The following is a 24,145-nucleotide window of genomic DNA, read 5'->3' on the forward strand; positions in this document are numbered from 1 at the left end:
AAATCCACTACAGTTCTTGTACTAGCCCTGTGGTTCCGGACGTGGGAAGCTGCCTGTCAGAGGAGCTGTCATGTCAAAAAACATCTATCCGAGGTTTTGCCCCATCGCCATGGCGTCGGACCTGTTGGGCCCCCGTTGGACAATGCTGATCCTGTGCGAAATGTGGAATGGCTCATCGCGATTCAATGAAATCAGTCGCGGTGTTCCGGGGATGTCCCCCGGTTTGCTGTCGAAGCGCCTGAAAGAGATGGAGGCCAACGGGCTGATCGAGCGTCGCAGCACAGGTGCGGGTGCGCATTCCGAATATGTGACGACCGAGCGTGCCGATGAGCTGGAACCGATCGTGGTCAGCCTTGGGGAATGGGCGCATCGGAATATAGATACGAACCTGTCGCTTCAATGCCTCGACGCGCGCATGCTGATGTGGAACATCCGCCGCAAGGTGAACAGGTCGGCCCTGCCGATCCACAAATGCGTCATTCAGTTCACGCTCAATGATCCTCCGAACGAACAGGCGAATTACTGGCTGGTTGTCAAACCGGGGATGGAAACGGACCTGTGCTATCTCGATCCGGGGCACAATGTAGACCTGTTCGTCATCAGCGACCTGCGTGCCCTGACATCGGCCTGGATGGGGCATTCCAGCTTCGAGCGTGAGCTTGAAGAGGACCGGATTTCGCTCATCGGGCATTCGGGGATGGCGCAGACCCTCACCAAATGGCTGATCAAAAGCAGGTTTGCGGATCAAAAGCGGTACGTTGCCCAGGACCGGGCACGCGCCGCTTCATGACCGAAACCAATTTGCATGGGTGCATACGCCGCCGAAGCTGACCGGCGGCGCGCTGTTCTGTCACGAAACTAGCCGCGCATATTCGCGCCGTTGGCGTCGTAGCTGGGGCCGTCCAGCACGCGGGCCTTGTACATCTCGCCCAGGATCTCGACCTCCAGCTCCGATCCCGGAACCGCGTGCTCGGCGTTGACATATCCCATGGCGAGCGACTGGCCCGTTCGGTGGCCATAGCCCCCCGACGACACATAGCCCACGGCCTCGCCATCCTTCAGCACCGCCTCATCATTGGTGACGTCGATCCCCTCGGCCTCGATCGCCATGGTGACCAGCCGCCGTTTCGGCCCGGCCTCGCGCGCAGCGAGCGTCGCCTCCTTGCCCACGAAATCCTTCTTCCAGTTGATGAAGGCATCCATGCCGCTTTCCACCGCATCGAAATCGGGGCGGAATTCCAGCGTCCAGACGCCCCAGCCTTTTTCCAGCCGCATGGACATCAACGCCCGCGCGCCGTACCAGCGATAGCCAAGATCGGCGCCCGCCGCCTCGATAGCCTCGGCCAGTCGCAGCAGGTATTGCGGTTTGCAATAGATCTCGTAGCCCAGTTCACCGCTGAAGGAAATCCGGTTCAGGATCACCGGCACACCGCCCACGAAACTCTGGCGCAGATCGCGGAATTTGAAGGCCTCGGCGCTGACGTCATCGCGGGTGATCCGCTGCAACAGTTCCCGAGATTTGGGACCAGACAGGGCAATCCCGTGCCAGTCATCGGAGACATTGGCGTAAGACACATCGGCGGGGAGGTCCTTCTCGAACCAGCGGCGATGCGCGTCCTGCATGGCGCCCGAGCCGAAGAGCATGAAGTGATCCTCGGCCAGACAGGCCACGGTCAGATCACCGTAAAGCCGCCCCTTGGGGGTCAGCATCGGTGTCAGGGTCAGGCGACCGGGTTTCGGCACGTATCCCGCAAGGATGCGGTCCAGCCAGGCCCGCGCGCCCGCGCCCTTGACCTCATGCTTGGCAAAGTTGGCGATCTCGATGCCGCCCACGGCCTCCTGCACGGCCTTCACCTCGCGCGCCACGTAGTCATGCGACCGGTTGCGCTCGAATGTCGGTTCTTCATGGGCATCGTCCGGCCCGTCCGCGAACCAAAGCGCGTTTTCCAGCCCAAAGCCCTGACCCATCCGCGCGCCCTTGGCGACCAGCCGGTCATAGAGCGCGGTGGTCTTCTGCAAACGGCCCTTGGGCAGGGTTTCATTGGGGAAGGTCATCACGAAGCGGCGCTCGTAGTTCTCGGTCGATTTCACCGTGCCCCAGTCGGGCGTCGCCCAATCGCCAAAGCGCGCCACATCCATGGCCCACACGTCGATCGAGGGTTCGCCGTCGATCATCCATTCCGCCATGGTCAGCCCGACACCGCCGCCCTGACAGAAGCCCGCCATGACGCCCACGGCGCACCAATAGTTGGTCATGCCCGGCACCGGTCCGATCATCGGGTTGCCGTCAGGGCCGAAGGTGAAGGGGCCGTTGATCGCGTCCTTGATCCCGGCATTTGCCAGCGCCGGGATGCGTTCGAACCCCAGTTCCAGCCGGTCGGCAATGCGGTCCAGATCGGGTTGCAGCAGCTCATGCCCGAAGGTCCAGGGCGTGCCCTCCACCTTCCACGGGGTGCCCTTGGGCTCATAGGTGCCAAGCAGCATCCCTTGGCGTTCCTGCCGGAAATAGATATTCGCCTCGTAGTCGATGCCGCAGGGCAGGCGGCCTGCGCCACCGGGCTGCATCCGCTCGACGATCTCGGGGATCGCCTCGGTGATCAGGTAGTGGTGCTCCATCGGCTGCACCGGGATGTGCAGCCCCTGCATATGCCCCACTTCCCGCGCCCAGAGACCCCCGCAATTGACGATGATCTCGGCGTTGATGACGCCCTTGGGCGTGGTCACATCCCAGCTTCCGTCGGGGCGCTGCGTGGTCGCGGTCACGCCGCAATGGGTGAAGTACTGTGCGCCATGCACGCGGGCGGCCTTGGCAAAGGCATAGGTCGCGCCCGAGGGGTCGAGATCGCCATCCTGATCGTCCCAAAGCGCCGCGTAATACTGGCTGGTGTCAATAAGCGGATGCCGCTCGGCCAGTTCCTTGGGGCTGATAAACTCCTGATCCAGCCCCATATACCGCGCCTTGGACCGTTCGCGTTTCAGATAGTCATACCATTCCTTGGTCGAGGCCGCGTAGAACCCACCGGTCATGTGCAGGCCCACGGAATGGCCGCTGGTCTCCTCGATCTCTTTATAAAGATCAATGGTATAGCCCTGAAGACGGCTGATATTCGGGTCCGAGCTGATGGTGTGGATCTGCCCCGCCGCATGCCAGCTTGACCCGGATGTCAGCTCATCGCGTTCCAGCAGGACCACGTCCTTCCAGCCGAACTTGGCCAGGTGGAACAGGATCGAGCAGCCCACCACGCCGCCCCCGATCACCACCACCTTGGCATGGGAGGGCAGGGGTTTGCCGGTCGCGGTGTCGTCTTTCTGGATCTCGGGCATGTCGGTGCTCCTGTCTGATTAGATGTCGCGGCCGCATTTGCGGCCCTCGTAAAAAGCCCACGGCGCCTGGCGCGGGGCCTGTGAGTCGCCGATGAGAATGGGGTTGAGGTCGGACAGTTCCCCCGACAGCGGGTCGAAGGCGCGGTTCGTGGTGGCCATGACAAGGGCGGAACTGGCGATCTCACGCTCGGACCCGTCCAGCAGGTTGCGCAGCAGCGCCCCGTTGCCGCGCCAGTCCAGAATGCCGTGTTCGGTCAGCATCTCGACCCCAAGCCGCGCCAGCCGCGCCCGGATCGGGATGTCGGCGCTCGTCCGCGCCAGTTCCTTGCCCACGAACGGGTCGGGCGTGACCAGCACCACCTGCTTGCCCGCCTCGGCCAGATGCCAGGCGGTGCCGACGCCGCGCATGTTGCCGCCCTCGTCCAGCACGATCACATGATCGCCAAGGCGCGCATCGCGGCGCATCACGTCCTCGGCGGCGTAAACATGTCCATTGGCAAGGCCCGGCAGGGGGCCAAGCTGCGGCAGCCAGCGCTGCGTCGCCTCCTCGTCGGGCAGCGATCCGGTGGCCAGAACGACCACATCCGCGCCAATCGCCCGCACGTCCTCCGCATCGAGGAAGCTGTTGAGATGCAGCCGCACCCCGAGCCTGTCGAACTGCCGCTCATACCAATCGAGCAGGTCCGTGATCTGCCCCCGCCGCGGCTGTTCGCCCGCCAGCCGGAACTGCCCGCCAATGACCGCCGCCGCCTCGTGGATCTCGACCGAATGTCCGCGCTCGGCCGCCACCCGCGCGGCTTCCAGCCCGGCAGGGCCCGCGCCCGCGACCAGCAACTTTTTCGGCACCTCGGCAGGCGTAAACCGGTCCCCGCCCCACTGGTATTCGCGGCCGACGGACGGGTTCACGAGGCAGGAAATCCAGTAGTCCCGAGACCGGCGGCCCCAGCACATCTGGTTGCAGGAGATGCAGCCGCGAATGTCCTCCGGCCTGCCCTCCGTAACCTTCCGCGCCAGGTGCGGATCGGCGATCTGCCCGCGCACGATGGAGACCAGATCGGCTTGCCCGGACCCGATCACGCTTTCCGCATTGTCGGGCGTCCTGATCCCGCTTTCGGCCTGCACCTTCGCGTGTTTGAGTTCGCGCTTGAACACCTCCGTCGCCGGGACGGTCAGCTTTTCGCCAAGCACAAATGTCGGCATCAGCTTCTCGAAATCGAGATAGCCGCCCGACCCGCAACTGACGTAATCCAGATGCCCCGTCGCGTCATGCAGCGCGAGGATTTCGGTCAACTCGTCAATCCCGAGGCTCACCGCATAGCTGTCAGAATAACTGACCGACATGCCGACGATGAAATCGTCGCCACAGGCCCGCCGGATGCCCTCCAGAATCCGCATCGACATCCGCGTGCGGTTGTCCAGCGACCCGCCCCATTGGTCATCCCGCCGGTTGCTCCACGGTGTCCAGAACTGGTCGAGCAGCGAATGATAGGCGGCCCAGATTTCCACCCCGTCAAAGCCCGCCTGCTGGCAGCGCCGGGCGGCGGCGATGAAGGCTGCAATCATCTCCTCGATCTCGGCCCCGGTCATCGCGTGGCTGCCGTCGCTGTCATGGTAACTGGGCCGCCCGGATGGCCCCCAATGCGGCTGATAGCTGAGGTCGGAATCGCCGTGCTGACCGACATGGTAAAGCTGCTGCAACACCACCGCGCCCGCGTCTTTCACCGGCTCCAATATACGGCGGAAGGCGGGGATCACCGCATCATCCTCCGCCAGGAAATTGCCTCGCGTCAGCACGCCCGTCCGGTGCACCGGAACAGGTTCGGCCACGATCATCCCTGCGCCGCCCAAAGCGCGTTCCAGCAGGTAGGCCCCGAACTGATCGCCGGGTAATCCGTTTGCCGACATGTTCGCCGTATGCGCGCCAAAGGTGATCCGGTTGCGCAGGGTCTTGTGGCGCAGGTCGAGCGGGCTGGTGAGGCGGGGAAAGGCGGTCATGGGCGGTTCCGTCTGCACAGGTGGTGCACGGGGGGTGTACAGGGGGTGTACGGGGGGCACCCCCCTGTTTTCCGCGCATTCAGATCAGTTGAACTTATGCGTAAAAAAAGGGTTAACCTAGTACCACGCATCGGGCAGCTCCTCCTTGCGCTTGGCCACGAAGGTCTCCAGCTCCTCGCGCAATGCGTCGTCCATGGGCGGGGCTTCGTAGCTTTCCAGCATCCCGGTCCAGCGTTCATGAGCACGGGCGCGCATGTCTTTCGATCCGGCCTCTTCCCAGCTTTCCACATTCTCGCTGTCGCTCAGTTTCGGCTCATAGAACGCCGTCTGATAATTGCGCATTGTGTGCCCGCAGCCGAGGAAATGGCCACCGGCCTCGACCTCGTCATAGGCATCCCGCGCCATGGCCTCGTCGGACACATCCAACCCCTGTGACAGCAGCTTCTGGTAGCCGCCAAGCCGGTCCGCATCCATGATCAGCTTCTCGAAGCCGGTACACAACCCGCCCTCCAGCCAGCCCGCGGAATGCAGCACGAAATTGGCCCCCGCCAGCATGGTGGAATGCATGGAGTCGGCGCTTTCATAGGCAGCCTGCGCGTCCTCGATCTTCGAGGCCGTCAGCGACCCGCCACAGCGCAAAGGCAGCCCCGCGCGGCGCGCAAGCTGGCCGATGGCGTAGTTCGACATCACCGGTTCCGGCATCCCGAAAGTGGGCGCGCCGGACTTCAGCGACATGGACGACAGGAAGTTCCCCAAGACGAAGGGCGCACCGGGGCGGACCAGCTGCACATAGGCGCAGACCATCATCGCCTCGGCCATGGCCTGGGCGACGCTGGCGGCGGTGCTGACCGGCCCCATGGCGCCGGACAGGATGAAGGGAACCACGACAATCCCTTGATTTCGCCCGCAATAAACGCGGATCGCCTCGGTCACCACCTTGTCGACCAGCAGGGGCGAGTTGGTGTTGACGTTGCCCATGATGACGCAATTCTGCGCCATCACATCGGCACCGAAGACGATCTCGGCCATATCGACGCTGTCCTGTGCGCGGCTCATTTCCGTGATCGCGCCAAGGTGGGGTTTGTCTGACAACGTCATATGCGCCAGCAGCATGTCGAGGTGGCGCTTGCTGACCGGCACGTCGCAGGGTTCGCAGGTGACGAAACCGCCGTGATGCAGGTTCGGGTGCATGTAGGTCAGCCGCACGAGATCGCGGAAGGCGGCCATGTCGCCATAGCGCCGCCCGCCCTCCAGATCGCGCACGAAGGGGGCGCCGTAGATGGGCGCGAAGACCTGATTTGCACCGCCGATGATAACGGATCTTTCGGGGTTGCGGGCCAGCTGCGTGAACTGGCTGGGGGCCTTCGCGCAGAGGCTGCGAATCCAGTCCGCCGGAGCGCGGACAATGTCGCCCTCGACCCGCGCGCCCTCGCGTTGCCATAGCGCAATCGCCTGGGGATCATCGCGGAAAGCGATGCCCACATCCTGCAGGATCCAGTCGACCTGCGCCTCCAGCTTTTCGATCTGGTCCTCGTCCAGCACGTCGAAGAAAGGCAGCACCCGCCGGATATGCGGCGAGGCGGGGGAGCTGCCGGAGCCGGCGCTTCGGTTGCGGTTCGGGCGAGAGCGTCTGGCCATGGCGGGCCCCTCTGAAATCGTTTCAGATGTAGGCTAGCGATGACAAGACCCTTTGTGACGCTTGAAAAGGGTGATGTTTTGGATAATCTCAGATTATGCGAAATCTCTGGGATCAGCTTTGTTCACCGCGCCATCTCATGGTGTTCGAAGCCGCCGCCCGCAGCGGGTCATTCACCCGTGCGGCTGAGGAGTTGAACGTTCAGCAACCTGCCGTCAGCGCCACGATCCGGGCGCTGGAGGATCGGCTTGGCGTCGCCTTGTTCCTGCGCGGGCATCGCAGGGTCACCTTGACGGCGGCAGGGGAACGGCTGTTCTCGGATGTTTCGCGCGCGTTCGAACAGCTTGCGCATTCGGCAACGGCGATCCAACATTTATCACGCCGGGATTACGTGACCCTTAACGCCTCGACCGCCTTCAACAATCACTGGACAATGCCCCGCCTCGCGGCGCTGAAATCGGCGCATCCGCAGATCGACCTGCGTCTTCAGACCAGCGATCGGGAACCGGATCTTTATGCCGAGAATATCAGCCTCGCCGTGCGTCGCGGGGATGGCAACTGGCCCGATTGTGAAAGCGTTCTGATCGCCAGGGAAAGGATCTACCCCGTTGCCGCGCCCCGCGTGATGGCGGCGGCGGTCAACCTGAAAGGCATCCCCGGCCTGCTGCATCAGCGCCTGATCCATCTGGAAGAACCGATCCGCGAACGCCCGGTTTGGAGCGACTGGTTCGCCCATTTCGGCATCCGTGCCGAGGTGCCGTCCAGCGGGTTGCGCCTGAACGACTACGCCCTTGTCCTTCAGGCGGCGATGGCGGGCGAGGGCTTTGCCTTCGGCTGGCATCACATCGTCACGGGGCTGGTCGATCAGGGCCTTCTGGCCGCCCGCCCGGACTGGAGCTGGTGCTCGGGCACCGGGTTCTACCTGGTGTGGTCCAGGCTCCGCCCCCTGTCGGACGACGCGAAGCTTGTCCGCGACTGGATATTGGCGCAGACCCGCGACGCCGCTTAGCGCCCCAGCTCCCGCATGCCTCGGTCGATGCCTTCCAGCGTCATCGGCACCATGCGGCCTTCGAAGATGTCATGGATCATCTTGATGGATTGGGTGTAGCGCCAATGCGGTTCCGGCGTGGGGTTGATCCACATGTGGTTTGGCCATTGGGCGCGGGCGCGGTCCAGCCAGACCTGTCCGGCTTCCTTGTTCCAATGCTCGTTCGCGCCGCCGGGCATGGCGATCTCATAGGGGGACATGGCGGCGTCACCCACGAAAATGCATTTGTAATCAGACCCGTAGGTGTTCAGGATTTCCTGCGTCGGGATCTGCTCGGTCCAGCGGCGGGCATTGTCCTTCCACACCCCTTCATAAAGGCAGTTGTGGAAGTAGTAATGTTCCAGATGCTTGAATTCGGACCGGGCGGCGCTGAACAGTTCCTCCACCACGCGGATATGGGGGTCCATGCTGCCGCCCACGTCGAGAAACAGGATGACCTTCACCGCATTGTGCCGTTCGGGCCGTGTCTTCACGTCTAGGTAGCCATGTTCCGCCGTGGCGCGGATCGTGCCGTCGAGGTCCAGCTCTTCCTCGGCCCCGGTGCGCGCCCATTGGCGCAGACGCTTGAGCGCCACCTTGATGTTGCGGGTGCCCAGTTCGATACTGTCGTCGAGGTTCTTGAACTCGCGCTTGTCCCAGACCTTCACGGCCCTCTGATGGCGGCTTTCCTTCTGACCGATGCGCACACCCTCGGGGTTGTAGCCATAGGCCCCGAAAGGCGAGGTGCCGGCGGTGCCGATCCACTTGTTCCCGCCCTGGTGGCGGCCTTCCTGTTCCTTGAGCCGCTCGCGCAGCGTGTCCATCAGCTTTTCGAACCCGCCAAGCGCCTCGATTTCGGCCATTTCCTCGGCGCTCAGGTGCTTTTCAGCGAGCTTCTGTAGCCATTCGGCGGGGATCTCGGCCGCTTCCATCACCTGTTCCGGGGTGATCTGTTCCAACCCGCCGAAGGCATGGGCGAAGGCGCGGTCGAACCGGTCGAGGTGGCGTTCATCCTTCACCATCGCGGCGCGGGCGAGGTAGTAGAACCCGTCAAGGTCATAGGTCACCATGCCGGTGCCCACGGCCTCCAGAAAGGTCAGGTATTCGCGGACTGAAACCGGGATGCGGGCCGCGCGGAGCGTGTCGAAGAAGGGCAGGAACATGCGCCGCCCCCGTCAGCTTCCGCCGCGCAGCAGGAAGACACCCACGAAGGTGCCGACGATCAGTCCGATCAGGCCAAGCACGCCCGCGTAATGCAGGATGTCCATGCGGTCGCCCTTGCGCCGCCAGGCCAGGAATGCGCCAAGCGCGGCCCCGATGACGAGCCCCAGAAGATTTACCAAGTCGCTCTCCTCAACTCCGGTTCTGCGGGGACAGGGCGGCGACCTCGGTCAGCCGGGCGCGCACATCCTGATCCCGCCCGAAGCCATAGCGCGCCCATCCAAGCGAGTCGAGGCGCACCGATGCCGCTTCCGACATGCGGCCCTCGATCTCCAGCGCTTCGGCCTTGATCATCAGAAGCGTCGCCAGAAGCGAGGCGTTCTCGGCCCGCGTCGCGGCGGGCAGGGCCTCGTTGACCAGCGTCAGCGCGCGCGCGCCGTCGCCCGTGGACAGGGCGAAGGCGGCAAGCTGCATGTTCACATGGGCGCTCTGGATACTCTCGGGGTCGATGCTGCGGAAATTGTTCCCTGCGGCGATGAAGGCGGTCACGGAGGTCTCTGCATCGCGTGACAGGGCCAGCCGTCCAAGCGCGAAATAGGAAAAGCCAAGCCGCGTGTCCCGCCAGCCTTGGTTGGTGGCGATGGCCACGGCGCGTTGCGCGGCGGCGATGCGGGCGGGGACCGGCTGCCGCCCGCCAAGCGCCTCTTCGATGGCCAGGATCCAGTCCCTGTCGATGGGGCGGGGGGCGATTGCCGTGGCGCTGTTGCCTGCGGGATTGAGCCGCGACAGGATCGCGGGCAGGCGTGCGGCGACCTCTTCCCGCGTCATGCCGGACCGCAGCGACCCGTCGTAGTAGGCCCGCAGGATCAGCATGTCGAAGCCGGTCAGCACCGCGTTGAAATTGTCATCGTTGAAGATCGAGTCCGGCAGCCGGTAGAGGTCATTCAGAGGACCAAGCGCCTGGCCGATTTCCTCGTGCAGGCAATCGCGCACCTCTTGCGGGCTGACATCGTTGGGGATGAAGACCGTGGCATGTTCGCGGGTGGTCAGCGTCGTCCAGTCCAGCGTGCGGGAATTGCCACGCGCGGCGCGGAACTCGTCCCAGGAGGAGACGCGCGGCACCACGAAACAGGCCGCCTGCGGCACGGCGCGTTGCATCCGGGCGCGCGGCAGGGTCTCGATGGTGATCGACGCGGCGGTGCTGCCATGGGGCACGCGGGAAATGTCGATCCGCGCTTCGCTGCGCAGTCTCTCAATCAGCCTGTCCAGATCGCGCGACAGGGTCGGCGGCGCGCCGGGGGCGACGGCCACGGTCACCGGGCCTTCGAACCGCGACAGAACCGGGATCAGCCGCCCGCTTTCCATCTGGAAACTCAGATCGAGGAAGTCGCGCGCGATCGCGGCGTTCGATCGCGTTGGCGGAGTGGGGTTGGGCGTGCCGAACATCGACATGGGCGGCAACGCATTGGGGATCGTGGTTTCCAGACGGCCCGGCACATCCGACAGGTTACCCGGTTCACAGGCGGCGAGGACGACGGCGGCGGACAGGAGGAGAGCGGTTTTCTTGAACATCATCTCACCCCGTCGCGCGCCGATAGACCATGAAATCGGTCGCTGTCGCGATCTTGTCATAAAGCGCGCGGGCTTTGTCATTGCCGCTCTGGGTCAGCCAGTAGACGGCGGGGCGTCCTTCTGCATCGGCATCCGCATAGACCGTCTCGATCAGCGCCCGCGCCACGCCCTGTCCGCGCGCGGCAGGGGTGGTGAACAGATCCTGCAGATATGTCACCGGCTCTGGCCGCCAGCCATGGGCATGGGCGATGGCATGAACGAGGCCCACCGGGGTCTCTCCGTTCCACGCGATCCAGCCGCGCATGTCGGTCACGGTGGGGTCCGCATAGCGCGCAAAGGTCGCGTCATAGGTGCTGTCTGGAAGCTCGGTCTTGTAGAAGGCCAGGTAGTCCCGCCATAGCGGGGCCCAGTGGGCACGATCCTCTTGCCGGATCATGCGGATCTCCAGGTTTGTGCTCACCCTTGCGGCCTCATGTTTATTGTTCTGTTCGTTGGAACCAGAGCTAGGGGTCGATTGTGGCACAAATCGGGAGCTGTGCAAGCGAAGTCGGGGAAAGCTGCGGGCAATCCCTGGTTGCGGGCCTAACGCCGTTGCTGACGCGCCATGAAGGCCAGCCGTTCGAACAGCGCCACATCCTGCTCGTTCTTCAACAGCGCCCCGTGCAGTTTCGGCAGCGCACTGGCCCCGTCACGCTTCAGATCCTCCGGGTCCAGATCCTCGGCCAGCAGCAGTTTCAGCCAGTCCAGCACCTCGGAGGTGGAGGGTTTTTTCTTCAGCCCCTGCTGTTCGCGGATTTCATAGAACTGGGTCAGCGCCTCGGTCAGCAGGCGCGGCTTGATGCCGGGGTGGTGGACCTCGACGATCTGTTTCAGCGTGTCCAGATCTGGGAAGCGGATATAGTGGAAGAAACAGCGCCGCAGAAAGGCGTCGGGCAGTTCTTTTTCGTTGTTCGAGGTGATGATGACGATAGGCCGGGTCCTGGCGCGGATCGTTTCGCCGGTCTCGTAGACGAAGAACTCCATCCGGTCGAGTTCCTGCAACAGGTCGTTCGGAAACTCGATATCGGCCTTGTCGATCTCGTCGATCAGCAGAACGCATTTGCCTTCCGTTTCAAAGGCCTGCCACAGCTTGCCCTTGCGGATATAGTTCGCAACATCGTGAACGCGCTCATCCCCCAGTTGAGAATCGCGCAAGCGGCTGACCGCGTCATATTCATAGAGACCCTGCTGCGCGCGGGTCGTGGATTTCACGTGCCATTCGATGATCGGCAGGCCAAGCGCGCCCGCAACCTGCCGTGCCAATTCGGTTTTTCCCGTTCCGGGCTCGCCCTTTACCAGCAGCGGACGCTCCAGCGTCACCGCCGCGTTCACGGCTACGGTCAGGTCTTCGGTTGCCACATAGGTGGCCGTTCCGTCGAATTTCATTGAAACGCCTCAATAGCTTGCCCGGATGCGGGCGCGACCATAACACGCCCTCTCCGGGCGGCAAGCGGGCATTACATGGGGTGACAAGGGGGGCGCGTTCTAGTAATCGGGCGGCAATGCGACCGGGGGGGTTTGCCCCATGTGAGTCGGACACGCCCGCCCCGGTCCCTTTTAGGGGAGCACAATGAAAGCCGAAGTCTTTCTGCCTGAAGATTACCGTCCCGCCGAGGGCGAGCCCTTCATGAATGAGCGACAGCTCGAATATTTCCGCCGCAAATTGCTGACCTGGAAAAACGAGCTGCTGGACGAAAGCCGTGGCACCGTTGCCGTGTTGCAGGACGATACCCGCAACATTCCCGACGTTGCCGACCGCGCATCCGAGGAGACCGACCGGGCGCTGGAACTGCGCACGCGCGATCGTCAGCGCAAGCTGATTGCCAAGATCGACTCGGCCCTGCGCCGCATCGACGAAGGCGAATACGGCTATTGCGAAGAGACCGGGGAACCGATCTCGCTCAAGCGTCTGGATGCCCGCCCGATTGCCACCCTGAGCCTCGAGGCCCAGGAACGCCACGAGCGGCGCGAAAAGGTCCATCGCGACGACTGAAACCTGCCGCGCCTCAGGGCGCGACGGTCATGGATCGGCCCTTCGGGGCCGCCAGCACCGGGGCCGCATCGCCCCGGTGTTTTTCTTGGAAAGGGCAGTTCATGCTGATCGGGCAGGAGATCACGGTTCTGGGGGCAGGCATCGGCGGGCTGGCCGTGGCCACGGCACTGGCACAGCGCGGCGCGCAGGTGCGGGTTCTGGAACAGGCCGATGCGATCCGCGAAGTTGGCGCAGGACTGCAAGTCAGCCCCAATGGCGCCGTGGTGATGAAGGCGCTTGGGCTGGGGAAGGCGCTCGCCGCGGCGGCCCCGCGCGCCCGCGCCGTCGTCCTGCGCGATTTCCGGCGCGGCGATCCGGTCTTCCGCCTGGACCTGGACCGCGACGACCGCCCCTATCACCTCACGCACCGGGCCGACCTGATCGAGATCCTGCGCCAAGCCGCGACAGAGGCAGGCGTGACGGTCGAACTTGGCCGCAAGGTCGAAGCCGTCACAACGGATGACAGCGCCACCACCCTGCGTTTCGCGGGCGGGTCAGAGGAGAGCCTGCCGCTTGTCATCGGCGCCGACGGGCTTCAGTCGCAGGCCCGCGCCGCGCTCAACCCCGCGACACGGCCTTTCTTCACCGGCCAGGTCGCCTGGCGCTGCACGATCCCGCTCGACGCGGCCGATACAGCGCCTGAGGCCACCGTTCACATGGGGCCGGGCCGCCATATCGTGACCTATCCGCTGCGCGGGGGCGAGTTGATGAACGTGGTCGCGGTCGAGGAACGCGATGGATGGGCCGCCGAGGGCTGGAACCATAAGGACCGCCCCGAGATCCTGCGCGCCGCCTTCGCCGATTTCGCGCCCGAGATCCGCGATCTGCTGTTCCGCGCCGATCAGGTCTATCTCTGGGGGCTCTTTCGCCACCCGGTGGCCAAGACCTGGGGGCAGGGGCGTCTGGCGCTGCTTGGCGATGCCGCCCACCCGACGCTGCCCTTTCTGGCGCAGGGGGCCAACATGGCGCTGGAGGATGCCTGGGTGCTGGCCGATGCGCTGGATCAGGAAGACCATATCGCCACCGCCTTCACCCGCTACCAGGCGCTGCGCAAGACCCGCTGTGCGCGAATCGTCGATGCCGCATCGCGCAATGCCGAGAACTACCACCTGCGCCCCGGCCCCTATCGTGCAGCAGCCCATCTGGCGCTGAAACTGGGCGCGCGCCTGGCCCCGAACCTGGCGGCGAACCGTTTTGACTGGCTCTACGGCCACGACGTCACCGCCCGGCGCTGACGCCACCCTGCGGCCCTCCTCTTGGCACCTGTGCCAATTCCGACGCTGCGACTCGGCGGTTTCGGTCTGCGCGGTTTGTGCAGGGCCTGTCAGCCGCGGCCGCATCCGCCCAAAGACCACAACAGGGGGGGAAGAGGTAAATCACTGACTTGGGCGTGAAATCTGTTCCCATTTGCGCGAGTTCACGCCCATGTGACCGGAAATGCAGAGGCATTGGTTGATTGACTCCGGCTTCGGGCAAATATCTTCTGTCATCAGAGGGCAGGGACAGCCTAAACTGGTTTGACCGGAGGAAATCGAGAGTGACCATGCAAACCACACATCGCCAGGCCGTCGCGCGGGCCCTACCGCAAAGCCGTTCCGCGGCACTTCCCATGACGACCCTTCTACTGATCATTGCCATGGCGCTGGCCGCCATTGCCTCGTCCACGCTGCCGGGCCGCGCCCAGGTGGCGGGTCCGTCCAGCTTTGCCGATCTGGTCGACGAAGTGGGCGACGCGGTGGTCAACATCACCACCACCAGCCTTGTCGCGTCCGGCACCGGTCCGGGGCCGCAGGTGCCCCCCGGGTCGCCGCTGGAGGATTTCTTCAATGACTTCCTCGACCGCCAGATGCCCGGCATGCCCAATGGCCCCGCGCCGCGTCGCCCCAATGCGCTTGGCTCGGGCTTCGTGATCTCCGAGGATGGCTTCATCGTGACCAACAACCACGTGATCGAAGGCGCAGACGAGATCATGGTGGAATTCCGCGATGGCAGCGAACTGCCCGCCACCGTCATCGGCACCGATCCCAACACCGATATCGCGGTGCTGAAGGTCGAACCCGAAACCCCGCTGACCTTCGTGCCCTTCGGCGACAGCGACGTGATGCGCGTGGGCGATTGGGTGATGGCCGTGGGCAACCCGCTTGGCCAGGGCTTCTCTGTCTCCGTCGGCATCGTGTCGGCGCGGGAACGGGCGCTGTCCGGCACCTATGACGACTTCATCCAGACCGATGCGGCGATCAACCGGGGCAATTCGGGCGGGCCGCTCTTTAACATGGCGGGCGAAGTCGTTGGCGTGAACACCGCGATCCTCAGCCCCAATGGCGGCTCGATCGGGATCGGCTTCTCGATGGCGTCGAACGTCGTGGCCGGGGTCGTGAACCAGTTGCAGGAATTCGGGGAAACCCGTCGTGGCTGGCTTGGCGTCCGCATTCAGGACGTGACGGCAGAAATCGCGGAAGGGCTTGGTCTTGACGTGGTGACCGGCGCTTTGGTCACCGATGTGCCCGAAGGCCCCGCGCGTGCGGCCGGGATGGAAGTGGGCGATGTCATCACCACCTTCGACGGCGTCGAAGTGGATGACACCCGCGAACTGGTGCGTGTGGTCGGTGCCTCTGGCGTCGGTGAAACCGTGCGCGTCGTGGTCTATCGCGATGGCGCGACGCAGACGCTGCTGGTGACGCTTGGCCGCCGGGAAACCGCCGAATCCGAGGCTTTCCCGGATGCGCCCAGTGCCGAAGTGATGCCATCGTCCGAGATCCTCGGCCTGACGCTGGCCCCCCTGACCGACGAGGCCCGCGAGGCCAATGGCGTTCAGGATGGCCTGTTGGTCGAGGCGGTGGACCCGGAGTCCGAGGCCGCCGAGCGCGGGCTGGAACCCGGTGACGTGATCACAGAGGTGGGCCAGCAACCGGTCAGCGACGTGGCTGGTTTCCAGGCCCGCGTAGATGAGGCCGACGAAGCAGGGCAGAACTCGATCCTGCTGCTCATCCGCCGCGACGGCACCCCGCGTTTCGTGGCGCTGCCGATCGACAAGTAAGCGAAAGACCCTGTGTCATGCCAGGGCAGGCCCCGTCGGAATGCATCCGGCGGGGCTTTTCTTGCGTATGGCTTTGTCGTTGGACAGATCGCATCGCGCATGCCACCATAGGTTGATGATCTACCAGTGGGGAGTGGGACGATGATTGATCCAAAGGCAGTGGCCGAGATGGCTGCGCAATACACGGCGGCCTGGAATTCCAAATCGGCAGAGGCCGTTGCGTCATTCTATGCGGAAGATGGGGAGATCATCATCAATCGCGGCGATCCCTGGACCGGGCGGTCCCGTGTGCAGGACATGGCGGCTGGCTTTTACGCGGATGTGCCGGACCTGACGCTGACCTGCGATGATCTGCGCGTATCCGGCAATCATGCAATATTTGTCTGGAGCTTTACCGGCCATGATGCAGGGACGGGAAATGCTCTGCATGTGAGAGGCTGGGAAGAGTGGGAGCTGACCGACGATCTGAAAGTTGCCGCGTCGCGGGGTTGGTTCGATGCGGATGACTATGCCCGGCAAGCAGCGGGATAGGGCGCGCTTCCGAAATGCGTTCTAGACGGTCAGCCGGGCGACCAACGCGTCAACAAGCACGTTTTGCCGGTGTTTGAGCGGGTCATCCAGCGCCTCGGCCAGCCCTGACATCAGGGCCAACCCAAGCACCGCCGAATGCGCGGCGAAGGCCTGTTGGCGGGCGGTTGCAGCATCCGGGCCAAGATGGGCGGCCAGCGCGGCATAGAGCCGGTCCGTGATCGCGTGGACCTTGTCCAGAACCGCCCGGTCGCGCGTCTCCTCTGCGCTGCGCGTCAGGGTCTGGGGCAGCAGGTACATCGCGCGGAACCGGGTCAGGTCGGACAGGTGAAACCCCGCAACGGCCCGCACGAACCGGGCAATCGCGTCGGTCTCGTCCGTCGCATCCCGCAATGCGGTCTCGGCCAGCGCGGCTTCCTCCTCCAGCCATGGCAGAAACAGGGCCGCCAGCAGGTCCGGCTTGGTCGGATACCAGTAGAGCACCGCCTGTTTCGACCGCCCGAGCCGCGCCGCAATCGCGTCGAACGACACCGCCCCAAGCCCGCCTTCGGCCAGCAGGTCGCGGGCAATCTCAAGGATCTGGTCGCCGGTTCGGGAACGGGTCATGGGCGCCTTGCTTGCAAACTTACCATTGGTAGGTAAACTGAGGGACGCCACGCGGCACGTCAAGCCAGGACAGGGAGATTACCGAAGATGACCAGCATTCAGCAGCTTCTGACCTGGGATAACCCGGTCTTCACCGCCTATGTGATTGCCGCTGCCGTGACGGTGCTGAAGGTGATGGGGCAGGGCTGGATGACGGTTTGGCGGTTTCAGACCACCGGCAGGGGCCTTGCCAGCCCCGAGGATGCGGCGAAGGGCTTGCTGAACCCTGCGCCGGACCCGTCGCAACTGGATCTTGACGACTATGTCGACCGCTCGCGCCGGATGCACAGGAATGACCTTGAAAACATCCCCGCCTTCTGGGTGGCGGGGTTTCTGTTCGTGCTCATTGACCCCGCTTTGGCATTGGCGCAGGCGCTTTTCTATGGCTTCCTCGCCGCGCGGGCGGGCCATTTCTGGGCCTATGCCACCGCGCGCTCGCATGAGGTTCGGGCCAGTTTCTACACCATCGGATCGCTCATCGTGATCTGGATGGGTGTTCAGGTTCTGTGGGTGGCGCTGACCTAGAAATCCTTGAGAAGCCGCGTGGTTTCGGGGTCGAGAAAGCCCGCGACGGTGGCCTCGGTTTCCAGTGCCAGCGCCCGGTGCAGGTCGGGCACGGCGGCGGCGTAGAGCACGCGCTTCATGGCGCGCGCGGACAGGACGGGCAGCGCGGCGAGCTTGCGCGCGACGGCAAGCGCCTCACCCGCAAGCGCCTCATCTGCCACCACGCGCCAGGCGACGCCAAGTTCCTGCAATTGTGCCGCGTCGTAACGCTCACCGAAGAACAGCATCTCGCGCGCCTTGTTCAGGCCAACGAGGTTGGGCAGCAGCGTCGTGACCGCCCCGGTAACGAAAAGGTTGAGCGAGACCTCTGGGAAGAACCCCTTCGCGCTTTCCCCCCAGATCGGGAAGTCGCAGTTGATCGCCCATTCAAACCCGCCGCCCACGGCCCATCCGTTGATCGCGCCAACGACAGGTTTCGGCCCGAGGCAGATCGCCCGCGTCGCGGCCTGGATCAGTTCGACCAGCGCGCGGGCTTCGGCCTCGCTTTCGGGGTGGCTGTGGTCCTGCCGATCATCGCCCGCGCAGAAGGCGCGGCCCTCGCCGGTGAAGATGATGGCCCGCGTCAAAGGGCAGGCATTGGCATCGTCGAAGGCGCGGGTCACGTCGCGGATCAGCGCGGGGTTCATGGCGTTCAGCCGCTCGGGGCGATTGAGGGCAATCCGCCTGACGCCATCTTCTACAAGATCACTCCGCACCGTGTCATAGGTGAAACCGGTCATCTCAATACTCCCTCAGCACGCGCTTGGTCTTGCCCTCGGTCACAGGGAAGGTGCCATGGGGCACCAGCGTGACCCGCGCGGTGGCCCCGAGGTTGCGCTTCATGGCGGCCTCGACCTCGGCCTTCAGCGCGTTGCTCGCGTCGCGTCCCTTCGCCAGTTCCACCGTGATCGGCAGGGCGTCATAGGGCGGCGGGGCGTCCAGCACGATCCGATAGTCGCCCGACAGCGCCCCGATCCCGCTCAGCACCGCCGCGACCATGGTGGGGAAGAGGTTCAGCCCCCGCACCACCACCATGTCATCGCTGCGCCCCACCACCCGGAAGCGGAAGCCGTGCCGCCCGCATTGGCAGGGCTCAGTCGTGTCGATGGCGATGATATCCCCGGTGCGGAACCTGACCAGCGGCTGACAGTCGCGGGCCAGATGGGTCAGCACCAGTTCGCCCTCGACGCCCGACGCGATGGCCAGCGGTTCCTCGGTTTCGGGGTCGATGAGTTCGGGCCAGAGCACATCGGCCGCCATGTAGTGCAGCCGCGTGTCATGCTCACATTGCGCGGCGAAGTTGGAAAACACGTCCGACACGCCGTAATTGGCGTTGCGCGGCTCCATCCCCCAGGTTTCGCGGATACGGTCGCGCAGGGCGGGGTCATCGAGCCCCGGTTCCCCGCCAAAAAGCCCCAGCTTCAGGCCAAGGTCGCGCGGGCGCATCCCCATCCCTTCCAGCACCCGTTCCAGAACGGCGGGGTAGGAGGGCGTGCAGGAGATGGCGTTGATCCCGACCTCCTGAATGGTGCGGATCAGCAGGTCGGTCGATCCCACACCGAAGGGCACGACCAAAGCGCCCGTCGCTTCCAGCGTCATGTGATCGGTCACGCCGCCCATCCACATCTGGTAGTTCAGGCAATGCACAACGGTGTGGTCTGGCGTCAGCCCGGCAGAGGACTGGCAGCGCCCGCCGACCGTTCCCGTAATGGCAGAATCGCGCGCCGACATGGCAAGGTTCATCGCCTGTCCCGTGGTGCCCGAGGTCCGATGCAGCCGGTTGGCGGCGCTGCGCGGCGCGGCGAGGTAATCGCCGAAAGGCGGGTGCGCGGCCTGAGACAGCCGCAGCCCGGCCTTGTCCGACAGGGGCAGCGCGGGCAGGTCGCGCAGATAGGTAGGTGGCACTGCCCCGTCCCAGAGCGCCCTGTAGAAGGCGGAATTCTCCGCCACATGCGCGCGCTGCGCTGTCCACGCCTCCTGTTGTGCGGGCAGCAATGCCTCGGCCGATTGGAATTCGGCCCTGTCGATCAGGCTCATCCGCTCATTCCTTGTTGCCAGATATGGGAAAGGGTCTCAATCACCGCTGCGCGGTCCCGGCTGATGCGGGCCAGATCGGGGTCCGATCCGAAATGCAGCATGATCAGGTATTGGTCGACCATCCCGCCAAGGGCATGGGCCCGGCGCAGCAGCTCATCTCGCGGGGTGTCGCTGCGGCGGACCCATGCGGCAACCACGGTCTCGGTCCATTCGCGGTTCAGGCGTTCGAAGGCCGCGCTCGCCTCGGGGAAGGGCTCCATCCGCGTCACGAGGCAGCGCATGAGCCCCCGGTTTTCCTCGAAAAGCTGGACATAGGCCGCCGTCGCCTGCCGCGCCCGGTCCTGCGGGGTTGCGCCGTCCCGCGCCGCATCGCGCATCTGCGCCTGAAGGAAGCCTACGAAGCCGGTCAGCGTCTCGGCCAGGGCGGCCCGGATATCGGGGAAATAGGTGTAGAACGTGCCATGGGCGCTGCCCGCCGCGCGGGCGATGTCGGCCACTTTCAGATCCGCGGGCGGGGTGTCGTCGAGCAGCGCGCAAATCGCCGCCTGAACCCGGGCGCGCGTGCGGTCAGCCTTTGGGGCAGACCGGTTGTCTCGGATCAGGGCATCACCGAAGTTGGCGCTGCCGGACGGCTTGTCGAGGGTGGGGGCTGTCTGGTTCATTTTTGAAATTGATATCAGAATCAAAAATGAGTCAAGCGATTTCACCCATCATGGGTGGCCTAGATTTCAGGCCGTTCCGCTGCCACCGGATCCCAGACCGCCAGCCCCAACAGCCGCGCGCCTGCAAGCGACAGAACCCCCGAATTCAGACCCTGCGGTTCCTGGAATTCCCGGATCGCCCGCTCGGTGCGCCGGTCCATCACGCCCGTCACCGGCCCGCTGTAGTGCCCCCGCGCGGCCAGCGCCCGTTGCAGCGTGGCGATGAAGTCGGGGTCGGTTTGCGCCTCACACGGGGTTTCGAACCAGATCTCCTGCCGTTCCTGCACGATGCGCTGGCGGGTATCCGTGCGGAAGATGGCGGGCGCCCGCACGGTGCCGTCGGTCGCAATCTCGGGCGGTTGGACGATCACCTGTTCGGTCACCGTCTCGATCACCGCGGGCGTTACATCCTGTGCGTAACAGGCATCCGGGCGGGCATCCTCCGGCCCTTCGCCCCGCGTCACGATGGTGCCGTCCCGTTCCAGAAGACGCGCAACCTCGGCCCCCGGCATCGGGCCGCAGGCAGACAGGACCAGAAGGCCCAGGGTCAGGGGAAGGGTCGGTTTCATCAAGGCGCCTGTCTCTGCTCTGGCCCTGTTTCGGGCCTTGTTCGGCTCAGGATACAGGGTTTTTGCGCTCAGGCAAAGCGCTCAGGCGTCGCGCATCTCGGGCCGCTCCAACAGCGTGTCCAGCAGGGGCGAGATATCCTCCACCTCTTCGGCGATCACGTTGACCACCCCATGCCCGTGCTGCACCCGTCCGGTGACCCGCAACAGCCGGCCCGAGATTACCGCGCGGCGGAACCGCTCATAGATCTTGCGCCAGACCACGACGTTGCAGGTGCCGGTCTCATCCTCCAGCGTCAGGAAGATCACCCCGTTGGCGGTGCCGGGCCGCTGGCGGATCAGGACCAGCCCCACCACCGTCACGCGGGCATCGGACGGGGGGCGGATCAGCCAGGCATGGGGCAGGGCCACGGGCGGGCGCGGCCAGTCAGGGGGGCGGATATCGGGCTCCATGGGAACGAATATAGAACATTCGTGCGTCGCGGCAAGCTGACGGATTCCCCTCGTAAAAGTGACGCATTCAGACTGGCAAAGCCGGGATGGGATCGCTACGTAATGGCCCGACAAGTGAATGAGGACAGGCTGACCATGGCTAAGATCACCTATATCGAGTTCGGCGGCACCGAGCATGTCGTCGATGTTCCCAACGGGCTGACCGTGATGGAAGGCGCCCGCGACAACAACATTCCCGGCATCGAGGCCGATTGCGGCGGCGCCTGCGCCTGCTCCACCTGCCATGTGCATGTGGATGCCAGCTGGAAAGACCGGCTGCCCGCGATGGACGCGATGGAAGAGGACATGCTGGAGTTTGCCTATGAACCGGACGAGAACTCCCGCCTGACCTGCCAGCTGAAGGTGACGGATGAGCTCGACGGGCTGATCGTGCGGATGCCGGAAAAGCAGATCTGATGGCAAGGGGGCTGGCATATGTGCTGGCCCTTCTGCTTTGGGCTGGCGGGGCAGGGGCCTGCACGGTCGATCCCGCCAGCACCACCGCCTATCCCGGCAGCGTGACGGTCGATCCCGACACGCGCGGCGCCGTTTCCCGTGCATGGTTTGACAATCCCGTCACCCGCTACCGGCATTTTGTTCTGGGGCGAGAGCACGAGCCGGAAACGCTGTGGGTGGATGCCATCGGCAATCAGGGGCTTTGCGGCCATGCACTGACGCTCGATGCTGATCACGTCTTCGAGGATGTGGCCCCACGGCTGGCCGATCTCGACGGGGATGGAACCAATGAGGTCATCGTCGCCCGCAGCCATCTGAGCCAGGGCGCGCAGCTTGCCGTCTACCGCTGGACCGGCACGAACCTGATCCTCGCGGCCACCACCCCCTATATCGGCCGCAGCAATCGCTGGCTGGCCATCGTCGGCGCCGCCGATCTCGATGGCGACGGAGCGATGGAGATCGCCTATATTGACCGCCCGCATCTGGCTCGCACCCTGCGCGTCTGGCGTTACGCGGATGGAACCCTCACCGAAGCGGCGGCAGCCACCGGCCTCACCAATCACCGCATCGGCGAGGGCCACATATCTTCCGGCATCCGCGCGTGCGACGGCGGCCCGGAAATCCTGACCGCAGACACCAACTGGACCCGCCTCATCGCCACCCGCTTAAACGGCCAGCGCCTCGCCGCCCGCGATCTCGGCCCCTGGTCACCACAGGTGCTCGACGCGGCCCTGACCTGCTCCTGACCCTTTCATCTTGGCAACAAATACCTCCGCCGGAGGCATCCCGCCCGAGCCACAAGACTAGACGCCGAGGATGGTCTCCTGCGCTCGCCACAACTCCGTGGCAACGCGGCATGTCGAGGCTCCCCGCGTCAGCGGGGGGGTGAGACGGGCCGCTCGCGGGTCGACGCCGGCAGGCGGCGAAACCGCGTTTTCGTCCGTACAGGGGGTGTATGGGGGGTGTACGGGGGGTGTACACATGGCGACAGGCACAAAACGCGACAACGGCCCGCTAGCAGGCGCGCGGGTCGACGTGGCGCAGCCACGGCGAAATCCCTCAGTCTGAAAGCGCCCGCCATCCGATATCGGCGCGGTTGAACCCTTCGGGCCAGTCGACGCGCTCGACCAGCGCATAGGCCCTGTCGCGCGCCTCTTGCAGGCTTTTGCCGCGTGCCGTCAGTGCCAGAACCCGGCCGCCAACAGCGGTCACGACCCCGGCTTCCCGCCTGGTTCCGGCATGGAAACACATCTCGAAGCTGGTTTCGGGAAGAGCTTCCAGCCCTCGGATCACACTGCCTTTCTCATAGCTTCCGGGATAGCCTTCTGCGGCCATCACCACGGTCATCGCATGGTCATCGGCCCAGTTGACGGCCATCTGGTCCAGCCGCCCCTCGGAGGCCGCCAGCATCAGGTCCAGCGCCTGCGCGCCAAGGCGCAGCATCAGGCACTGGCATTCGGGATCGCCGAAGCGCACGTTATATTCGATCAGCTTGGGCTGACCGTCCTTGATCATCAGCCCGGCGAACAGCACGCCCTGAAACGGCATCCCCCGCCGCGCCATTTCCGCCATCGACGGCTTGATGATGTCTTCCATCGTTTTCAATACGATGGAGTCCGACATGACCGGCGCCGGACTGTAGGCGCCCATGCCGCCGGTATTGGGTCCGGTATCGCCATCGCCCACCCGCTTGTGATCCTGCGCGGTGCCCACGGGCAGCACCGTCTTGCCATCGGACAGCACGAAGAACGAGGCTTCCTCGCCCTCCAGGAACTCCTCGATCACCACCTCCGCGCCCGCCGCGCCGAAGCTGCCGCCGAACATGTCGTCGATGGCGGCCAACGCCTCGTCCTCGGTCATCGCCACGATCACGCCCTTGCCCGCGGCCAGCCCGTCGGCCTTGATCACGATCGGGGCCCCCTGTGCGCGGATATACTCTTTGGCCGGGTCCGCCTCGGTAAAGCGCGCATAGGCTGCCGTCGGCGCGCCTGAGGCGTCGCAGATCTCCTTGGTAAACGCCTTGGACGCCTCCAGCGCCGCCGCCGCCTTGGATGGCCCGAAGGTCAGGATCCCCGCCTCGCGCAGGGCGTCCGCCACGCCTGCCGCAAGGGGCGCTTCCGGGCCGATGATGACGAAATCCACCGCTTCCTCGGCGCACAGGTCCAGCACCGCGCTTGCGTCCTCGGGGTCGATCGCGGCACAATCGGCAATCTGGCCAATGCCGCCATTGCCCGGTGCCACGATCAGCTTGTCGCATTTGGGGTTCTGCAGCACGGCCCATGCCAGAGCATGTTCGCGCCCGCCGCTGCCCAGGATCAGAATGTTCACGTGGCACTCCCCGCCTGATAGGTTTG

General features: G+C 64.8%; 24 protein-coding genes. 9 read left to right on the top strand and 15 right to left on the bottom strand.

The window, feature by feature from the left end; translation table 11 throughout:
* The first annotated feature begins 70 nt into the window (after positions 1-70).
* Positions 71-790: a helix-turn-helix domain-containing protein gene (locus RBB16_RS13520; protein ID WP_306046675.1), complete on the top strand. Its 720-nt coding sequence runs from the start codon at positions 71-73 to the stop codon at positions 788-790.
* A gap of 68 nt (positions 791-858) precedes the next feature.
* Here the strand turns inward: RBB16_RS13520 and RBB16_RS13525 are convergent, their stop codons facing one another.
* The 3 genes from RBB16_RS13525 to RBB16_RS13535 all read right to left on the bottom strand — a co-directional run bounded on the left by RBB16_RS13525 (position 859) and on the right by RBB16_RS13535 (position 6,957).
* Entirely contained in the window at positions 859-3,324 is a 2,466-nt protein-coding gene (locus RBB16_RS13525) for an FAD-dependent oxidoreductase (RefSeq protein ID WP_306046676.1), read from the bottom strand.
* A gap of 18 nt (positions 3,325-3,342) precedes the next feature.
* Positions 3,343-5,319 (bottom strand): FAD-dependent oxidoreductase, encoded by a 1,977-nt coding sequence (locus RBB16_RS13530; protein ID WP_306046677.1) that lies wholly within the window; start codon positions 5,317-5,319, stop codon positions 3,343-3,345.
* A gap of 117 nt (positions 5,320-5,436) precedes the next feature.
* Positions 5,437-6,957 carry a trimethylamine methyltransferase family protein gene (locus RBB16_RS13535; RefSeq protein WP_306046678.1) on the bottom strand — a complete coding sequence of 507 codons (1,521 nt, stop codon included), beginning with the start codon at positions 6,955-6,957 and terminating at the stop codon, positions 5,437-5,439.
* A gap of 95 nt (positions 6,958-7,052) precedes the next feature.
* Here RBB16_RS13535 and RBB16_RS13540 point away from each other — a divergent pair, with 95 nt between their 5' ends.
* On the top strand, positions 7,053-7,964 hold the full coding sequence (locus tag RBB16_RS13540) for a LysR substrate-binding domain-containing protein (RefSeq protein ID WP_306046679.1): 912 nt from the start codon (positions 7,053-7,055) through the stop codon (positions 7,962-7,964).
* Here RBB16_RS13540 and RBB16_RS13545 read toward each other — a convergent pair.
* The 5 genes from RBB16_RS13545 to RBB16_RS13565 all read right to left on the bottom strand — a co-directional run bounded on the left by RBB16_RS13545 (position 7,961) and on the right by RBB16_RS13565 (position 12,140).
* Entirely contained in the window at positions 7,961-9,145 is a 1,185-nt protein-coding gene (locus tag RBB16_RS13545) for a VWA domain-containing protein (protein ID WP_306046680.1), read from the bottom strand. The genes RBB16_RS13540 and RBB16_RS13545 overlap by 4 nt on opposite strands.
* 12 nt (positions 9,146-9,157) lie before the next feature.
* On the bottom strand, positions 9,158-9,325 hold the full coding sequence (locus RBB16_RS13550; RefSeq protein WP_158514321.1) for a hypothetical protein: 168 nt from the start codon (positions 9,323-9,325) through the stop codon (positions 9,158-9,160).
* A 10-nt stretch (positions 9,326-9,335) separates the two neighbouring features.
* Positions 9,336-10,715: a DUF2927 domain-containing protein gene (locus RBB16_RS13555; RefSeq protein WP_306046681.1), complete on the bottom strand. Its 1,380-nt coding sequence runs from the start codon at positions 10,713-10,715 to the stop codon at positions 9,336-9,338.
* A gap of 4 nt (positions 10,716-10,719) precedes the next feature.
* Positions 10,720-11,175 (bottom strand): GNAT family N-acetyltransferase, encoded by a 456-nt coding sequence (locus tag RBB16_RS13560; RefSeq protein ID WP_306046682.1) that lies wholly within the window; start codon positions 11,173-11,175, stop codon positions 10,720-10,722.
* 122 nt (positions 11,176-11,297) lie between these two features.
* Positions 11,298-12,140: a MoxR family ATPase gene (locus RBB16_RS13565; RefSeq protein WP_306046683.1), complete on the bottom strand. Its 843-nt coding sequence runs from the start codon at positions 12,138-12,140 to the stop codon at positions 11,298-11,300.
* Between the two features lie 184 nt (positions 12,141-12,324).
* Here RBB16_RS13565 and dksA point away from each other — a divergent pair, with 184 nt between their 5' ends.
* The 4 genes from dksA (at position 12,325) to RBB16_RS13585 (ending at position 16,354) form a co-directional block, all read left to right on the top strand.
* On the top strand, positions 12,325-12,747 hold the full coding sequence (gene dksA, locus RBB16_RS13570) for an RNA polymerase-binding protein DksA (protein WP_071690150.1): 423 nt from the start codon (positions 12,325-12,327) through the stop codon (positions 12,745-12,747).
* Between the two features lie 101 nt (positions 12,748-12,848).
* The gene (locus tag RBB16_RS13575) at positions 12,849-14,021 is read left to right on the top strand and encodes an FAD-dependent monooxygenase (RefSeq protein WP_306046684.1); all 1,173 of its coding nucleotides are present in this window, start codon (positions 12,849-12,851) and stop codon (positions 14,019-14,021) included.
* A gap of 374 nt (positions 14,022-14,395) precedes the next feature.
* Positions 14,396-15,823 carry a DegQ family serine endoprotease gene (locus tag RBB16_RS13580; RefSeq protein WP_306046685.1) on the top strand — a complete coding sequence of 476 codons (1,428 nt, stop codon included), beginning with the start codon at positions 14,396-14,398 and terminating at the stop codon, positions 15,821-15,823.
* A 141-nt stretch (positions 15,824-15,964) separates the two neighbouring features.
* Complete coding sequence (locus RBB16_RS13585) at positions 15,965-16,354, top strand: nuclear transport factor 2 family protein (protein WP_071690153.1); 390 nt, start codon at positions 15,965-15,967, stop codon at positions 16,352-16,354.
* A gap of 21 nt (positions 16,355-16,375) precedes the next feature.
* Here RBB16_RS13585 and RBB16_RS13590 read toward each other — a convergent pair whose 3' ends face one another.
* Positions 16,376-16,957, bottom strand: coding sequence for a TetR/AcrR family transcriptional regulator (locus tag RBB16_RS13590; protein ID WP_306046686.1), 582 nt, complete (start codon positions 16,955-16,957; stop codon positions 16,376-16,378).
* An 87-nt stretch (positions 16,958-17,044) separates the two neighbouring features.
* Here RBB16_RS13590 and RBB16_RS13595 point away from each other — a divergent pair, with 87 nt between their 5' ends.
* Positions 17,045-17,521: an MAPEG family protein gene (locus RBB16_RS13595; RefSeq protein ID WP_306046687.1), complete on the top strand. Its 477-nt coding sequence runs from the start codon at positions 17,045-17,047 to the stop codon at positions 17,519-17,521.
* Here the strand turns inward: RBB16_RS13595 and RBB16_RS13600 are convergent.
* From RBB16_RS13600 to RBB16_RS13620, 5 genes are all read right to left on the bottom strand, one after another.
* Entirely contained in the window at positions 17,518-18,279 is a 762-nt protein-coding gene (locus tag RBB16_RS13600; RefSeq protein ID WP_306046688.1) for an enoyl-CoA hydratase/isomerase family protein, read from the bottom strand. The genes RBB16_RS13595 and RBB16_RS13600 overlap by 4 nt on opposite strands.
* Position 18,280: 1 nt before the next feature.
* Positions 18,281-19,576 (bottom strand): AMP-binding protein, encoded by a 1,296-nt coding sequence (locus RBB16_RS13605; protein ID WP_306046689.1) that lies wholly within the window; start codon positions 19,574-19,576, stop codon positions 18,281-18,283.
* The gene (locus tag RBB16_RS13610) at positions 19,573-20,238 is read right to left on the bottom strand and encodes a TetR/AcrR family transcriptional regulator (RefSeq protein WP_306046690.1); all 666 of its coding nucleotides are present in this window, start codon (positions 20,236-20,238) and stop codon (positions 19,573-19,575) included. Before RBB16_RS13610 ends, RBB16_RS13605 begins: the two co-directional genes overlap by 4 nt.
* A gap of 59 nt (positions 20,239-20,297) precedes the next feature.
* Positions 20,298-20,846 (bottom strand): peptidoglycan-binding domain-containing protein, encoded by a 549-nt coding sequence (locus RBB16_RS13615; protein ID WP_306046691.1) that lies wholly within the window; start codon positions 20,844-20,846, stop codon positions 20,298-20,300.
* 81 nt (positions 20,847-20,927) lie between these two features.
* Entirely contained in the window at positions 20,928-21,296 is a 369-nt protein-coding gene (locus tag RBB16_RS13620) for an OB-fold nucleic acid binding domain-containing protein (protein ID WP_306046692.1), read from the bottom strand.
* Positions 21,297-21,431: 135 nt separating this feature from the next.
* On the opposite strand from RBB16_RS13620, the gene RBB16_RS13625 reads away from it, so the two are divergent.
* Together RBB16_RS13625 and RBB16_RS13630 are read left to right on the top strand one after the other, a co-directional pair.
* Positions 21,432-21,752 carry a 2Fe-2S iron-sulfur cluster-binding protein gene (locus RBB16_RS13625; protein WP_306046693.1) on the top strand — a complete coding sequence of 107 codons (321 nt, stop codon included), beginning with the start codon at positions 21,432-21,434 and terminating at the stop codon, positions 21,750-21,752.
* The gene (locus tag RBB16_RS13630; protein ID WP_306046694.1) at positions 21,752-22,537 is read left to right on the top strand and encodes a VCBS repeat-containing protein; all 786 of its coding nucleotides are present in this window, start codon (positions 21,752-21,754) and stop codon (positions 22,535-22,537) included. Before RBB16_RS13625 ends, RBB16_RS13630 begins: the two co-directional genes overlap by 1 nt.
* A gap of 313 nt (positions 22,538-22,850) precedes the next feature.
* On the opposite strand, the gene purD is transcribed toward RBB16_RS13630, so the two are convergent.
* The gene (gene purD, locus RBB16_RS13635; protein ID WP_306046695.1) at positions 22,851-24,119 is read right to left on the bottom strand and encodes a phosphoribosylamine--glycine ligase; all 1,269 of its coding nucleotides are present in this window, start codon (positions 24,117-24,119) and stop codon (positions 22,851-22,853) included.
* Positions 24,120-24,145: the final 26 nt, after the last annotated feature.

This window comes from Nioella sp. MMSF_3534, from assembly GCF_030732985.1.
Classification (GTDB): domain Bacteria; phylum Pseudomonadota; class Alphaproteobacteria; order Rhodobacterales; family Rhodobacteraceae; genus Nioella.

What these genes read in the sequence shown, in the direction of transcription:
- RBB16_RS13520 (WP_306046675.1), top strand. Translation starts at nt 71, where the DNA reads ATGTCAAAAAACATCTATCCGAGGTTTTGCCCCATCGCCATGGCGTCG.
- RBB16_RS13525 (WP_306046676.1), bottom strand. Translation starts at nt 3,324, where the DNA reads ATGCCCGAGATCCAGAAAGACGACACCGCGACCGGCAAACCCCTGCCC.
- RBB16_RS13530 (WP_306046677.1), bottom strand. Translation starts at nt 5,319, where the DNA reads ATGACCGCCTTTCCCCGCCTCACCAGCCCGCTCGACCTGCGCCACAAG.
- RBB16_RS13535 (WP_306046678.1), bottom strand. Translation starts at nt 6,957, where the DNA reads ATGGCCAGACGCTCTCGCCCGAACCGCAACCGAAGCGCCGGCTCCGGC.
- RBB16_RS13540 (WP_306046679.1), top strand. Translation starts at nt 7,053, where the DNA reads ATGCGAAATCTCTGGGATCAGCTTTGTTCACCGCGCCATCTCATGGTG.
- RBB16_RS13545 (WP_306046680.1), bottom strand. Translation starts at nt 9,145, where the DNA reads ATGTTCCTGCCCTTCTTCGACACGCTCCGCGCGGCCCGCATCCCGGTT.
- RBB16_RS13555 (WP_306046681.1), bottom strand. Translation starts at nt 10,715, where the DNA reads ATGTTCAAGAAAACCGCTCTCCTCCTGTCCGCCGCCGTCGTCCTCGCC.
- RBB16_RS13565 (WP_306046683.1), bottom strand. Translation starts at nt 12,140, where the DNA reads ATGAAATTCGACGGAACGGCCACCTATGTGGCAACCGAAGACCTGACC.
- dksA (WP_071690150.1), top strand. Translation starts at nt 12,325, where the DNA reads ATGAAAGCCGAAGTCTTTCTGCCTGAAGATTACCGTCCCGCCGAGGGC.
- RBB16_RS13575 (WP_306046684.1), top strand. Translation starts at nt 12,849, where the DNA reads ATGCTGATCGGGCAGGAGATCACGGTTCTGGGGGCAGGCATCGGCGGG.
- RBB16_RS13580 (WP_306046685.1), top strand. Translation starts at nt 14,396, where the DNA reads ATGACGACCCTTCTACTGATCATTGCCATGGCGCTGGCCGCCATTGCC.
- RBB16_RS13585 (WP_071690153.1), top strand. Translation starts at nt 15,965, where the DNA reads ATGATTGATCCAAAGGCAGTGGCCGAGATGGCTGCGCAATACACGGCG.
- RBB16_RS13590 (WP_306046686.1), bottom strand. Translation starts at nt 16,957, where the DNA reads ATGACCCGTTCCCGAACCGGCGACCAGATCCTTGAGATTGCCCGCGAC.
- RBB16_RS13595 (WP_306046687.1), top strand. Translation starts at nt 17,045, where the DNA reads ATGACCAGCATTCAGCAGCTTCTGACCTGGGATAACCCGGTCTTCACC.
- RBB16_RS13600 (WP_306046688.1), bottom strand. Translation starts at nt 18,279, where the DNA reads ATGACCGGTTTCACCTATGACACGGTGCGGAGTGATCTTGTAGAAGAT.
- RBB16_RS13605 (WP_306046689.1), bottom strand. Translation starts at nt 19,576, where the DNA reads ATGAGCCTGATCGACAGGGCCGAATTCCAATCGGCCGAGGCATTGCTG.
- RBB16_RS13610 (WP_306046690.1), bottom strand. Translation starts at nt 20,238, where the DNA reads ATGAACCAGACAGCCCCCACCCTCGACAAGCCGTCCGGCAGCGCCAAC.
- RBB16_RS13615 (WP_306046691.1), bottom strand. Translation starts at nt 20,846, where the DNA reads ATGAAACCGACCCTTCCCCTGACCCTGGGCCTTCTGGTCCTGTCTGCC.
- RBB16_RS13620 (WP_306046692.1), bottom strand. Translation starts at nt 21,296, where the DNA reads ATGGAGCCCGATATCCGCCCCCCTGACTGGCCGCGCCCGCCCGTGGCC.
- RBB16_RS13625 (WP_306046693.1), top strand. Translation starts at nt 21,432, where the DNA reads ATGGCTAAGATCACCTATATCGAGTTCGGCGGCACCGAGCATGTCGTC.
- RBB16_RS13630 (WP_306046694.1), top strand. Translation starts at nt 21,752, where the DNA reads ATGGCAAGGGGGCTGGCATATGTGCTGGCCCTTCTGCTTTGGGCTGGC.